Source organism: Coprococcus sp. AF99-45 (genome assembly GCF_027663865.1).
Classification (GTDB): Bacteria; Bacillota; Clostridia; order Lachnospirales; family Lachnospiraceae; genus Allocoprococcus; species Allocoprococcus comes.
The window spans coordinates 24,045-37,489 of record NZ_JAQDGZ010000019.1 but is presented as its reverse complement, the minus strand read 5'-3'; the positions used below and the strand labels follow the sequence as shown (position 1 = coordinate 37,489).

16 protein-coding genes and 1 pseudogene are annotated in these 13,445 nt (G+C 40.6%); 14 read left to right on the top strand and 3 right to left on the bottom strand.

The window, feature by feature from the left end; genetic code table 11:
- Positions 1-470: 470 nt before the first annotated feature.
- The 8 genes and pseudogenes from PGR14_RS12410 to PGR14_RS12375 all read left to right on the top strand — a co-directional run bounded on the left by PGR14_RS12410 (position 471) and on the right by PGR14_RS12375 (position 6,173).
- The gene (locus PGR14_RS12410; RefSeq protein WP_270223496.1) at positions 471-659 is read left to right on the top strand and encodes a hypothetical protein; all 189 of its coding nucleotides are present in this window, start codon (positions 471-473) and stop codon (positions 657-659) included.
- Between the two features lie 149 nt (positions 660-808).
- Positions 809-1,819, top strand: a complete 1,011-nt coding sequence (locus PGR14_RS12405; RefSeq protein WP_055262103.1) for a helix-turn-helix domain-containing protein — start codon at positions 809-811, stop codon at positions 1,817-1,819.
- Between the two features lie 114 nt (positions 1,820-1,933).
- Positions 1,934-2,650, top strand: a complete 717-nt coding sequence (locus tag PGR14_RS12400) for an AAA family ATPase (RefSeq protein ID WP_055262101.1) — start codon at positions 1,934-1,936, stop codon at positions 2,648-2,650.
- 134 nt (positions 2,651-2,784) lie between these two features.
- Entirely contained in the window at positions 2,785-3,222 is a 438-nt protein-coding gene (locus PGR14_RS12395; RefSeq protein WP_270223495.1) for a radical SAM mobile pair system MarR family transcriptional regulator, read from the top strand.
- Positions 3,219-3,470 (top strand): annotated as a pseudogene (locus tag PGR14_RS12390) (radical SAM mobile pair protein A); the annotation flags it as partial. The gene PGR14_RS12395 and the pseudogene PGR14_RS12390, both read left to right, overlap by 4 nt.
- Before the next feature lie 28 nt (positions 3,471-3,498).
- A complete protein-coding gene (locus tag PGR14_RS12385) occupies positions 3,499-4,407 on the top strand; it encodes a radical SAM mobile pair protein B (RefSeq protein WP_270223494.1) in 909 nt (302 codons plus the stop codon).
- A 534-nt stretch (positions 4,408-4,941) separates the two neighbouring features.
- Complete coding sequence (locus tag PGR14_RS12380; RefSeq protein WP_173690254.1) at positions 4,942-5,178, top strand: hypothetical protein; 237 nt, start codon at positions 4,942-4,944, stop codon at positions 5,176-5,178.
- Positions 5,175-6,173: an aromatic acid exporter family protein gene (locus PGR14_RS12375; protein ID WP_173690253.1), complete on the top strand. Its 999-nt coding sequence runs from the start codon at positions 5,175-5,177 to the stop codon at positions 6,171-6,173. Before PGR14_RS12380 ends, PGR14_RS12375 begins: the two co-directional genes overlap by 4 nt.
- Positions 6,174-6,253: 80 nt before the next feature.
- Here the strand turns inward: PGR14_RS12375 and PGR14_RS12370 are convergent, their stop codons facing one another.
- Entirely contained in the window at positions 6,254-7,462 is a 1,209-nt protein-coding gene (locus PGR14_RS12370) for an MYG1 family protein (protein WP_270223492.1), read from the bottom strand.
- A 68-nt stretch (positions 7,463-7,530) separates the two neighbouring features.
- Between PGR14_RS12370 and PGR14_RS12365 the strand changes: the two genes are divergently transcribed.
- Complete coding sequence (locus tag PGR14_RS12365) at positions 7,531-7,773, top strand: hypothetical protein (RefSeq protein ID WP_227120775.1); 243 nt, start codon at positions 7,531-7,533, stop codon at positions 7,771-7,773.
- Here the strand turns inward: PGR14_RS12365 and PGR14_RS12360 are convergent.
- Positions 7,757-8,245 (bottom strand): GAF domain-containing protein, encoded by a 489-nt coding sequence (locus PGR14_RS12360; RefSeq protein ID WP_055158593.1) that lies wholly within the window; start codon positions 8,243-8,245, stop codon positions 7,757-7,759. The genes PGR14_RS12365 and PGR14_RS12360 overlap by 17 nt on opposite strands.
- A gap of 11 nt (positions 8,246-8,256) precedes the next feature.
- Positions 8,257-8,664 carry an RrF2 family transcriptional regulator gene (locus PGR14_RS12355; protein ID WP_055158591.1) on the bottom strand — a complete coding sequence of 136 codons (408 nt, stop codon included), beginning with the start codon at positions 8,662-8,664 and terminating at the stop codon, positions 8,257-8,259.
- Positions 8,665-8,899: 235 nt separating this feature from the next.
- On the opposite strand from PGR14_RS12355, the gene PGR14_RS12350 reads away from it, so the two are divergent.
- Genes PGR14_RS12350 through PGR14_RS12330 form a run of 5 tightly spaced genes read left to right on the top strand, consistent with a single transcriptional unit; the run spans position 8,900 to position 13,378 of the window.
- Entirely contained in the window at positions 8,900-9,934 is a 1,035-nt protein-coding gene (locus PGR14_RS12350) for a glutathione S-transferase C-terminal domain-containing protein (protein ID WP_270223489.1), read from the top strand.
- A gap of 12 nt (positions 9,935-9,946) precedes the next feature.
- Positions 9,947-10,984: a glutathione S-transferase C-terminal domain-containing protein gene (locus tag PGR14_RS12345; protein ID WP_008369934.1), complete on the top strand. Its 1,038-nt coding sequence runs from the start codon at positions 9,947-9,949 to the stop codon at positions 10,982-10,984.
- Between the two features lie 25 nt (positions 10,985-11,009).
- The gene (locus PGR14_RS12340) at positions 11,010-11,873 is read left to right on the top strand and encodes a transporter substrate-binding domain-containing protein (RefSeq protein WP_195435072.1); all 864 of its coding nucleotides are present in this window, start codon (positions 11,010-11,012) and stop codon (positions 11,871-11,873) included.
- Entirely contained in the window at positions 11,873-12,616 is a 744-nt protein-coding gene (locus tag PGR14_RS12335) for an amino acid ABC transporter permease (protein ID WP_055297668.1), read from the top strand. Before PGR14_RS12340 ends, PGR14_RS12335 begins: the two co-directional genes overlap by 1 nt.
- A gap of 3 nt (positions 12,617-12,619) precedes the next feature.
- Positions 12,620-13,378, top strand: coding sequence for an amino acid ABC transporter ATP-binding protein (locus tag PGR14_RS12330; RefSeq protein WP_055297667.1), 759 nt, complete (start codon positions 12,620-12,622; stop codon positions 13,376-13,378).
- Positions 13,379-13,445 lie beyond the last annotated feature (67 nt).

Genomic DNA, 13,445 nt, shown 5'->3' with positions numbered 1-13,445 from the left:
TCCGAAATAGAGGATTCACACAAAGAACCTGCCAGTGACAGCTTATCTTGCATCCTATGGCAGCTAAAAACCGGAATCCTGTTCGTGAATTCCGGTTTTTCTTCATTCTCTGACCATATACTAATGATTGATTAAATGATAAGGAGATGGGATACGATGAGAACAATATTTGCAGAATACAATCAGTTATCAGTTACAAAAATTAGAAGCATTTCAATCAGTTCACCATGTCACTTTTATTTTGTGTTATACTGTTTTATAGATTTTTCTTGCCCTTGTATTTGCCCTTATCAGAGTTCGTAAACACTGGTGGGACGATATAACACAAGGGAAACAATAAGGGAAAGCTCACCTGCGACAAATCCAGTGTTTTCAATGGTTTGCGGAGAATTTAATAACAAAATATAACAGTTATTAAATTTCTTAAAACAGGTGAAATCTCAATCGGAATTTGGAGGAGATGCTTATTTATGAAAAAAGGAATAAACAAATCAATCTTATTTTATGTTGTATCAGCTCTGTTTTTGATAGCCTCAGCTATTGGCTTAACGACTGGAAATGAAAATACTATGGCTATAATATGGTTAAGTCTTGGTTCTTCATTTCTTGGCTTGGGTGCGACTCATAAGAAAAAGGAAAACAATACAGATGATAAATGATTTCCTGCTTGTATTGTTGGAAAATCGGAATTCATAGAGTTCTTTTGTGATTTGCAACTGCTGGTTGACAGATTTACAGCCTGAAATGGTGGAATGCAAACAGCAAAACTGTTATATTGAGCTCATAAAATCTGCAAAAGGAGAAAAAAATGATTTTAGCTGATAAGATTACAGAGGAAAGAAAAAAGAATGGATGGTCACAGGAAGAACTAGCCAATCAGTTGGGCGTATCCAGACAGGCAGTATCTAAGTGGGAAAGTGCAGGAGCTGTTCCAGATTTGCAAAGAATTTTACAGATGTCGGAGCTATTTTGTGTTAGTACAGATTACCTATTAAAAGATGAAATGAAAGCAGAAAATATCACCTATCACGAAAGTACTGAAAGCTATGCAGAACCGTTGAAAAAAGTAACTATGGAGAATGCAAATGAATTTCTTGACATGAAAAGAAATGGATCCAAAGTAGTGGCAAACGCAACAAGTATGTGTATCTCAAGTCCAATATTATTGATTGTTCTTGTGACAATGGCAGAAGATGGCGTATTTCATGTTTCGGAATCTCTGGCAACAGTATTTGGATGTGTTTTTTTGCTTGGAATGGTTGCGGCAGCCGTCTTTTTGTTTATTACATATGGAATGCGAGAATCACATATGGAACATTTTGAAAAAGAATGCTTTGAAACAGAGTATGGTGTATCTGGAATAGTACGAGAAAAAAAAGATTCCTATGAACCGATTTTTATCAGAGGAACAGCTGTTGGGGTAGTGCTTTGTATACTGGCAGTAATTCCGACAATTATTGCCGGAGCCATGGGAACGTCTGACTATTGTTGCGGCCTTTCCGTTGGATTGCTGCTATTCATACTTGCAATAGGAGTGAATCTGTTGGTTCGTGTTGGGATGGTAAAAAGCAGTTACGATACCCTTCTTCAGGAAGGCGAATATACAAAAGAAGAAAAACTGTTTAAGAAAAAGACTGACACGTTTTCTGGTGTATATTGGTGCTTGACTACAGCGATTTACCTTGCATGGAGCTTCTGGACGATGAGCTGGGATATTACATGGATTGTATGGCCGGTTGCTGGTGTTTTGTTTGCAGCATTGCTTGGTGTGGTGAAAATGGTGTTAAAGAATGGCAGTGAAACTCAGCACTATATTTAAGATGGAGTTAAGTTTTTTTCGCATATTATACGCATCCTGAGATTCCAGTTGACCGAGTTCTTTAGAACGAAGGATTGGTGGATTAGAAAGTGTCTTTTACAGGAAGGTGATTAGATGAATGATCAATTCTTACAAGGGGTAATATTCGATTGGAATAGAATTGATAACGATAGTTATTTAAAGAGAATTAAGGCTTTTAAGGGGATTCAAAAACTTGATTTCAACAAAGCAATCACCTTTTTTGTCGGAGAAAATGGCAGTGGTAAATCAACTTTATTGGAGGCACTTGCCGTAGCACATGGTTTTAATCCTGAAGGTGGAACAAAGAATTATGTTTTTTCTACGCATGATACACATTCAGAGCTGTGTGATGCGATAAGAATTTCTAAAGGTTATCGGAAGGAAAAGTGGGGTTATTTTCTTAGGGCTGAAAGTTTTTATAATGTTGCAACGAAGGAAGAAGAATATGCAGATCTCGCACATCCTTCTGCCAAATATCATGAAAAATCACATGGAGAGAGTTTTCTCGCATTGGCACAGAACAATCTGCATCCAAATGGCTTGTATCTTTTTGATGAGCCGGAAGCTGCATTATCCCCACAGAGACAGCTTACATTGTTGATGCAAATATATAGTTGTGCAAAAGAGGGAGCACAGTTTATTATAGTTACGCATTCGCCGATTTTGTTAGGAATACCAGATGCAGATATCTATTGTTTTGATAATGGACGCATACATCTGTGCGAATATGAGGATACAGAGAGCTACCAGGTAACAGAAATGTTTATAAACAACAGGCAGATGCTGTTGGATAGATTACTAACAGATTAGATAATAAAGAAATTGACAATTTCCAGTTTGGAGAATTGAAAAAAACGGAATTTACCTATTAGGACATATAAACTGTTGACAATAAAGCTCCTATATAGTATGTTTTTAATAAACTACTATATAGGAGCTTTTGTATGGAAATGAATGGAGGATTTCTTGTCACCAAAATAAAACAGCTTGGAGACCGGATTTTCGAGAAGATTCTCAGTGAAAAGAATATTGATGCGTTTAATGGAGCCCAGGGGCGTATTCTTTATGTGCTGTGGCAGGAGGATGGTATCTCAATCAGGTCACTCTCGACTAAATGCGGATTAGCGATAACATCTCTTACTACGATGCTGGAAAGAATGGAAAATCAAGGGCTGATAAGCCGTGTTCAGTCTGAAACGGACAGAAGGAAAACACTCCTGTTTCTGACTGAGAAAGCACATGCCTTAAAGGGCGAGTACGATTCTGTATCTGATGAGATGGGCAGTATTTACTACAAAGGTTTTTCAGAGGAAGAAATTACCCGGTTTGAGGAATGCCTCGACCGCATCAGAAAGAATCTTGAGGAGTGGCAGAAGTCATGAGTATTTGTATCAAAGATCAGATTCAGAACATGAATATTGTCATTGGCTGCACAGTGGGGTGTGCATATTGCTATGCCCGCAACAACGTGAAACGCTGGCATATGATTGATGACTTCGCTGACCCTGAATTCTTTCCGGGTAAGCTCAAGATGATGGAAAAGAAACGTCCGCAGAACTTTCTTCTTACCGGCATGAGCGATCTCTCCGGATGGAAGCCGGAATGGAGAGACGCGGTATTTGCAAAGATCTTAATAAAGTGTTAGAGGTACAGAAATCATGGCAGAAGTAATAAATGGAATCCTCATTCGTGAGGTGGAAACAAAGAACATCATGACTAAGTCTAGTCTGCCGGTAGGCGGTTACTCGGTCAATCCCTATGTGGGCTGTACACATGCCTGCAAGTATTGCTATGCTTCTTTTATGAAGCGCTTTACCGGGCACAAGGAGGAATGGGGCACTTTCCTTGATGTGAAGCATTGGCCGGAAATTAAAAATCCGAAGAAATATGCCGGACAGCGGGTGGTCATCGGTTCTGTGACAGATGGCTACAATCCACAGGAGGAGCAATTCGGGAATACCAGAAAACTTCTGGAGCAGCTGATCGGCAGTGACGCAGATATTCTGATCTGCACAAAGTCGGATCTTGTGGTACGGGATATTGATCTGCTGAAGAAGCTTGGACGTGTAACCGTTTCATGGTCGATCAACACATTAGATGAAAATTTCAAGAATGATATGGACTCTGCTTCGAGCATTGAGCGCCGTATCGCTGCTATGAAGCAGGTATATAAAGCAGGTATCCGTACAGTCTGTTTCGTATCCCCGGTATTCCCCGGTATCACGGATTTTGAAACAATCTTTGAGCGAGTAAAGGATCAGTGCGATCTGTTCTGGCTCGAAAATCTCAATCTTCGAGGCGGTTTCAAAAGGACAATTATGGATTATATCGCCGGAAAATATCCTGATCTTGTACCACTTTACGACGAGATCTATAACAAGCATAACCGCAGCTACTTTGAAGCACTTGAAGTAAAAGCTGAGAAAATGGCTAAGAAGTATGATTGTGCCTTTGTGGATAATGAAATGCCTTATGGCAGAGTCCCGCAGGGGCATCCGGTGATCGTAGATTATTTCTATCATGAGGAAATCCGTGGGACAGAGAATACCGGAAAAAGAAATCGCTAACTTCAAGTTTGTATATTTCATCAAAAGTTGCATATTTAAATAAACAAGGGGAGATGATAAAATGAAAGCTCATGAATATTGGTTCAGTCACTATGGTGTCAGGAGAAATCCTGGCATCTTTTTTTATGTTTTTTTGCACTTCAAAAAATAATTTCTAAAATCATGTCCGATTTTGTCTCTCCCAATACAGAGTATATGTAGCTTTTTCTTTTCGTTCTTCGGCGAGTTTTTCTTTGAGATTTTCTTCACGCTTATCGTCGAATACAACGGCTGCATTATTCAAAAATTCTTTCTTCCATACTGATTTTAGTATATCAGATTCATTATAATCTGTCCGAAAAAGTGTCTAAATTTATGAGACCATTATAGGAGAGTAAAGATAAAAAAAGGTGGTTTATTAGTCTGATAATCGGTATAATAATGATTACAGGGGTTGTTTTGGATATTTGCAATATGAGCGTGACATGGATGTGTATGGTTCAGCTATGATCAGTCGGTTCCGAATGCATTATATATGACTGTGTATGCATCAAAGTGGCAGACGAAAAAAGGAACACAGCTAATGATATACAATACTATTATGATGTGAAAAACGAAAAAGTACTCATGATTTTTGATGGTATGGTTGAGGGCGAAGATAATCCAGAGCTTATTGAAAAAATACTTGTCATGCATGGAAAGCAACAGCAAAAACAACAGGAAGATCTGGATGATGCAGCAGTGTACAGAATTTGTGGGGATATACGCATGAGATTTCAGGAGGAACAATGAAAAGTAAAAAGATTGGGATGCAGGCACTAAAAATTGCGATAGGAAGCAGTCTGGCGATTTACATAGCCAATCTGTTTGGACTGAAGTATTCACTGGCGGCAGGGAGTGTTGCACTTCTTACGATGGTGACTACAAAGTGGAAAACTGTTAAATTATCGCTAGCGAGGGTTGTAACATTTATAATTTCAGTACTTATGGCGCTTATTATATTCTCGGCAGTAGAATCAGAATGGATGGCATATGGTATTTATGTTTTTTTTGTGGTTATTATCGCAGAGATGATCGGATGGGGAGCGACGATTTCTGTAAATGCACTGATCGGAATGCATTTTCTGGAAGTCAGAGATTTTGAAGTTGATTTTATTGCAAATGAATTTATGCTGGTATTGATCGGAATTACGATGGCACTGGTCCTGAACTTGTTTTATGATTATGGAAGTCAGCGCAAGGCGTTGGTCGAAAATATGCGATATACGGAAGAACGTCTGCAGATGATACTTGGAGAGATCTCGGCATATCTGGCGAATAAGGAAATGCAGAGAAATGTATGGGATGATATCTGTGCGTTGGAAAAAGAGGTTCAGGGCTTTATCCAGGATGCCTATGAATATCAGGATAATACGTTTCACTCACATCCGGGATACTATATCGATTATTTTGAAATGCGTATGAAGCAGTGCAACGTGATCCATAACTTACATTATGAGATGAAGAAAATCAGACATATGCCAGATGAGGCAATGATCATTTCGAGTTATGTGTTTGATATGCTGGTATGTGTGAAGGAACATACAGTTCCGACAGCTCAGTTGGATGAACTACATGAACTTTTTGCGATTATCAGGAACAATTCACTTCCAAAGACCAGAGAGGAATTTGAGAGCCGTGCGATGTTGTACCATATCCTGATGGATCTGGAAGAATTCCTTGTATTTAAAAGAAGGTTTGTGGATGGACTGGATGATAAAAAGCGAAAATTATACTGGGATAATTAAGCTCTCATTTGTCAAAAAGAATGTGTTATGGCACATTCTTTTTGACACTTTCAGATCATCAAATTCCTGATAATAAAAAATCAGGAACCGGATGGGATACGGATAATAAGTTTTTCACCGTCTTTTGTAACAGAAGTAAGAACCGGGATATGCTTTTTGCGAAGCTGATGCACGACCGGGTAAATAGAAAACATATCTCCATCGACATAGACAGCTTCCGGTTTCGTTTTCAGCAGATCTTTTACCAGATCTTTGATATATTTTTTCCACTCTGTTTTTTCCATTTCTACCTCAGCATAAATTCCATTGATATCTAAAGCAGGGAGATCAGGCAGAGGTTTGTGGATAATTTTTACATGCGTGAGTTCTGGCAGCTTCATTAAAAGTGTGTTTGTAGAAGTGTCGGAACTGAGATTTACAAGGGTAATCTCGTCAGTAAAGGTATCCAGACTGATCTGACATGCTTTTCGTGCATCTTCTAAAGTAGCTGTAGTCATCAAAAAGCCGCCCTTGTGACAGAAAGAAGCACTCGAAAGACCGGTTTCTTTCTGGAGTTCTTCATTTTCCAGACCGAGCCATTCAGATGGAAAACTGCATTTATAATTCAGGGAATATTCTTTTTTCTGAGGCTGGATACAGTAACCACCGCGGTTGGATGGAAAAATAACGAAAGCGATATCTGTTTCGGAAAGACGTTTCTGGCATGGAATGAATTCAGGAAGGACCAGAATACGGGAATCAGCTTCAGGATTTTGTGTTTCGAGAATTTCTTCGATCCGCTTGTCAGCACGTTCATTTCCAAGGTAACGGGCAAATTTATTGTCAAGGATCATTCCGGCAACACTGACTGCACGGAAAAAGGCTTCATCGGTTCCGCCATCTTCGTCCCAGGAAGGATTGAAGCTTCCAATCAGTGAAGCCAGTTCATTTTTTTCACCGGTATTATCATTATTATCCAGTGGCTGGACAAAAGCTTCGTCAAACTTAGCAGCAAGCTCTTCCCCCAGGATTTCGGTACCAAGTTCTTCCCAGAGAAGGCCGAATGCCGCGTAAGGGATGCCATTTTCACGGATGCGGCTGTCTTTCTGGTGATGGTCATATCTGCCGCGCCCAATGTCGAATATGATGCCGTCAAAGTCTTCGGGTACTTTATTACCACGAAGGATTGTAATTTCCGGATTTAAATATAATAACAATGCAGAGGAAAATACATCATCTGCGTGGAATTTTCCACTATGTGTAAATGCGGAAGCATCTTTTAGGCGGATCTTTTTTAATAATTCATTCATCTTAATCTCTCCAAATAAAAATAGTTTTGCTAATGTAATAATGTATAAGCAGAAAAGGAAAATGTCAAGTGTGGAAAATAGTAGAATTCCGGGCTGTTTCGCAGAGAGGATGGGGAGTTTTGTCAGGATGTGATAATAATCCGGATCATAATGTGCCATCACGCTATGAAAAGATTTATGGATTTTTAGAACTCCCGGATACGCCGGAGGAAAAAGTGGGTTCTCTCCGGCATCCGGGGGAAAAGTCACATGGATATGCAGCTGAGGTGATTATAAGCTATCTGGAAGAACAGCTTATCTGTCAAAAATAGATTCCAGGATTCTGACAAAGTGTTCCAGCCCTTCCTGATCTTCTTCATCAAAACGGGCGAGAACAGGGCTGTCGATATCCAGAACGCCAACGATTTCATTTCCTTTATGAAGCGGAATTACGATCTCGGAATTAGAGGCGCTGTCGCAGGCGATATGTCCCGGGAACTGGTGGACATCCTTTACCAGCATAACCTGATCGTTTGCCACAGCGGTTCCGCAGACACCTTTACCGATTTCAATTTCAATACAGGCAGGTTTGCCCTGGAAAGGACCAAGGACGAGCCTGCCTTCTCTCATCAGATAAAAACCAACCCAGTTGATGTTCAGAAGCGCATCACCGAGAAGGGCCGATGCATTTGCCAGATTTGAGATCTGGTGAGGGATTCCGTCAATCAGACCGCGGAGGCGGATTGAAAGCAGGGAATACAGTGGCTTTTTATCAACTGGCCATTCAAAATTCGAAGTATTCATAAAAAATCTCCTTAAATATTTCCGTTTAACACATCTTCCAATGTAATCTCGTAGAAGAAATCATGTACCATTCCATCAAATTTCTTCCACAAAGGAAGCGTAATGCACTGCTCTTCACGGCTGCAGACCTCGGCACCTGGAACCAGGCAGGCGACTGTAGCAAGATTGCCTTCCGCAAGTTCAAGAATCTCGCCGATAGTGTATTCAGAAGGTTCCCTGGTAAGCTGGTATCCGCCCCCTTTGCCACGGCGTCCTTTTAAGAGTTTCTTCTTTACAAGAATTTTCAGGACAATTTCCAGGTATTTTTCGGAAATTTCCTGGCGGATTGCAATCTCGTTAAGCGGAACATATTCTTCGTCCTTATGCTGGGCGAGATCAATCATCACGCGGAGTGCGTAACGTCCTTTTGTAGAAATCATAATTAGTTTCCCCCATTTTTTTATATGTACAATAGCAGCACCAGAGAGTTTATGAACCCTGGTGCTTTTTTACCTATTATACCGTAGGGTTATATGTGTTTCAAGAAAAAAACAAAAAAATAAAATAACCTATTGACTTAGTAGGTAATAGATGATATTATACCAACTAAATTGATAGGAAATAAAGGTTATACAAAATAACCAGTACTGATAAATATGAACGGAGGAAGAAATAATGGCAGAATTTGATTATGAAGTAGTAAATGGAAGAAAGATCCGTGTACGTCCGCAGGAAGTTGTATCGGAGATAGATGAGAATGGATATTTTGTCCGCCAGCCAAATCATTTTACAGAAGGATTTGGAGAAGGAAAAAATCCGGTAGAAAAAGGCAGATACCATCTGGTATGGGCAAAGCTTTGCCACTGGTCTAACAGAGCTTCGATCGTAAGAGAACTTCTTGGACTGGAAGATGCAATCAGTGTCAATATGGTTGATCATGCAAAGCATGAGAAGAATCTTGGATGGGAATTCGTATACGACAAAGATCATATCGATCCGGTCCTTGGAATCCAGTTCTTAAGTGAAGCTTATTACAAAGCAGATGATGATTACACAGGAAGAACAACGGTACCGGCTCTGATCGATACAAAGACAGGAAAAGTTGTAAATAACGATTACACCTGGCTTACCAATTATTTTGAAGTAGATTTTAAACCGTTCCACAAAAAAGGAGCACCGGATCTTTATCCGGAAGAACTCAGAAAAGATATCGATGAGATGAATGACTGGCTCTTTGATAACATTAATAATGGAGTTTATAAAGCAACCTTTGCAAGATCAAAGGAAGCTTACTGGGATGCCTATAATTCTTTTTATGCAGCAATGGATATTCTGGAAAAACGTCTGGAAAATCAGAGATTTCTCTTTGGAGATTATGTGACAGACAGTGATGTGAGACTGTATGTGACGCTGGCGAGACTGGATATTCGTTACACCTGGCAGCTTGGACATACCAAACACCGCCTGATCGATTATCCGAATCTGTGGGGATATGCAAGAGACCTGTATCAGATTCCGGCATTCAGAAACAACACCTACTTTAAGGATTTCGCAAATCCAAACAACAAGAAGGTCGGCGCATTATTTTTTGAATCTTTCAATGCAAGATTTCTGGATGAGATCAATTTTGATGCATACTGGGGTGCACCGCATAACCGTGCACATTTAAGCAGCGATCCGGGCAATAAATTTAAGGCAGAAGAACAGTAGGAGGAACGAATTATGGCAGATTTTGAATATGTAGATGTAAATGGAAGACAGATCAGAGTAAGACCGAGAGAAACTGCACAGGAAATTGATGAATATGGAAATTTCCATCGTCAGCCAAATCGCTTCACGGAAGGTTTTGGAGAAGGGAAAAATCCGGTAGAAAAAGACAGATATATTCTTTTCTGGGCAAAAGGATGCAACTGGTCCAATCGGGCAGCGATCGCAAGAGAGCTTCTCGGACTTGAGGATGCAGTGAAAGTTGAGATCGTAGACTGGACAGACCGGGAAGAGAATCTTGGATGGGAATTTGTAAATTCCCCGGATCATATCAATCCGGAAACGGGCGCACAGTTCTTAAGTGAGCTTTACTACAATGCGGATGAAGAATACACAGGACGTACAACCGTTCCGGCATTTGTAGATTATAAGACAAAGAAAGTGGTAAATAATGATTACCACTGGCTTACAAATCATCTGGAAACAGCGTTCAGGCCGTTCCACAAAAAGGGAGCGCCGGATCTTTACCCGGAAGAATTAAGACCGGAGATCGATAAGCTGAACAAATGGCTCTTTGAAAATGTAAACAACGCTGTTTATCGAGCGCAGTTCGCTGAATCCTTACAGGCATTTGCCGATGGATATGAGACATTTTTCGCAGGGCTTGATGCAATGGAGGAAAGACTTGCAGACAAGAGATTCTTATTCGGAGATTATGTGACAGACAGTGATATCCGTCTTTATACAACCATCGCAAGACTGGATGTGTCTTATTCAAGAAATATCGGACCTTGCAAACACCGTCTGGTAGATTACCCGAATCTGTGGGGATATGCAAGAGATCTGTATCAGATCCCGGCATTCAGACATAACACATATTTTAAGGATTTTGCGGCATCTGTCGATCTGAATGAAGCAGATGAAGAGTATTGGGAAAATACATACTATGATATCGTGGTGCAGGAAACAGACTGGGATACTATCTGGAAGACACCGACAGGAAGAGAATCACTCAGTAAAGATCCGGCACACAAATTTAAAGCAGAAAAATAACAGACGAAAGACGAGGAAAAATATTATGAAAAAGTTGGCAAGCATTTTAGCAGTTACACTGGCAGCAGGAGTCCTGGCTACAGGATGCGGATCTTCTTCAGGAAGCGCTTCAAAGGACAGCTCTTCAGACAGTAGAAAGACAGTAATCAAAGCAGCAACCGGAGCAAACGCAAAACCATATGTCTATGTAGGCGATGATGACAAGCCGGCAGGATACGATGTGGATGTACTGAATGCAGTTTTTGATAAACTTCCGGATTATGAACTGGAATACGAAGTGACTGATTTTGGATCTGTACTTTCCGGACTGAACAGTGGAAATTATCAGATCGGAGTCAACAACTTCTCTTACAACGAAGACCGTGGAGCAAGTTATCTTTACTCTTATCCATATGACAAGATCAGCTATGTATTCGTAACAAAGAAAGGTGGAAAAGCGATCAAATCATTTGAAGATGCAGCAGGACTTTCTTTTGAAGGTGGTACGGGAATCAGCGTATCCAATGCAGTAGAAGCATGGAATGAAAAGAATCCGGATAAAGCGATCAATATTACTTACTCGGATGCAGATACATCTGTATTTTTACAGCATGTAGCAGACGGATCGCAGGATTTTACGATCATCGATCTGGCAATGTACAACTCTTACATGGAAGAATTTAACTATGATGTGCAGAAAAATGATATTCCGGAAGATGAAGCAAAAATGATTGCAGAAAACTCTTATGCATATTATATTTTCCCACAGGATCAGAAAGATTTAAGAGAACAGGTAGACAAAGCGCTGAAGGAGCTGAAGGAAGACGGAACCCTGACTGAGATCAGTAAAAAATGGTATGGTCAGGATACTGCACCGGAGGATGATAAGTTCGAGGAGACGATTAACTAATGGGTAAATTATTTGATGGAAAACTGGTATTTACACAGATACCGCTACTTTTAAAATATCTTCCGGTCACAATGGAACTGGCTGTCACAGCAATGATCGCCAGTCTCATCCTGGGACTGCTCCTTGCACTTGTGAAGATTAAAAAGGTACCGGTACTGAAACAGCTGGTAAGTATCTATATCTCGGTTATCCGCGGAACGCCGATCCTGGTTCAGTTATATGTGACCTATTTCGGTATTCCGATGCTCCTGAAATATATCAACTTTAAATGTGGAACCAACTACAATGTCAATGGAGTCGCACCAATCGTATATGCATTCGTTGCTCTGGCACTCAATGAATCTGCATTTAACGCAGAGATCATCCGTGCCTCCCTTGAATCAGTAGATAAAGGACAGGTTGAGGCAGCAAGCGCTTTAGGAATGAATTATTTCCAGGCATTGACAAGGATCATCCTTCCGGAGGCAATCGTGGTAGCACTCCCATCCCTTGGAAATGCATTTATCGGACTGATCAAAGGAACTTCTCTTGCATTTGTCTGTTCCGTAGTGGAGATGACCGCAGAAGGAAAGATTCTTGCGGGAAGAAATTACCGTTACTTTGAAGTGTATATCTCACTGGCAATTATTTACTGGGTAATTACTTTCGTACTTGAGAGAGTGATCAGCTATCTTGAGAAAAAGCTCCGGGTACCGGAAGATGCACCGGCACTTTTAGATATCAGAGATACAGAGGTGGAATAAGGTATGATCGAAATCAAAAATATATCAAAAACATTTAAAAATAATAAGGTTCTTGATGGGATCGACCTTACCATCAATCAGGGAGATGTCGTAGCGATCATCGGACCTTCTGGAACAGGAAAATCCACATTTTTAAGATGTGTGGACAGACTGGAAAAACCGGAAACCGGAACCATAACGATTGACGGTGAGACACAGGATCTTGCACATATTCATGGCAAAGATCTGACAGAACTTCGGAAAAAGACTGGCATGGTTTTTCAGAATTTCAATCTTTTTTCAAAGAAGACAGCACTTCAGAATGTAATGGAGGGGCTGAGCGTGGTAAAGAAGATGAAAAAAGAGGAAGCAGAAAGGATTGCGAGAGAGCAGCTTAAAAATGTAGGTCTTCTGGATCACGCAAACCATTATCCGAGACATATGTCAGGTGGTCAGCAGCAGAGGGTGGCAATCGCAAGAGCACTTGCGATGGAGCCAAAGCTTTTGCTTCTGGATGAGCCGACATCTGCACTGGATCCGGAGCTTGTCGGAGAAGTTCTGGATACGATCAAAAAAGCGGCAAATGAAGGATATACAATGCTTCTGGTGTCCCATGAGATGAGCTTTGTACGAAACGTTGCAACCAGAGTGATCTTCCTGGACGGAGGAAAGATCCTGGAAGACGGAACGCCGAGAGAAGTGTTTGGAAATCCAAAGAACGAACGTGTCAAAGAGTTCTTTACAAAGATTAACCGGATGGAAGAACCGGATTATTCAATTTAAGAGAAAAAACAAAATCGGCTGAGGGATCAGTCGATTTTTTCCAACAGGATAAAAGAAGGGAGCGAAA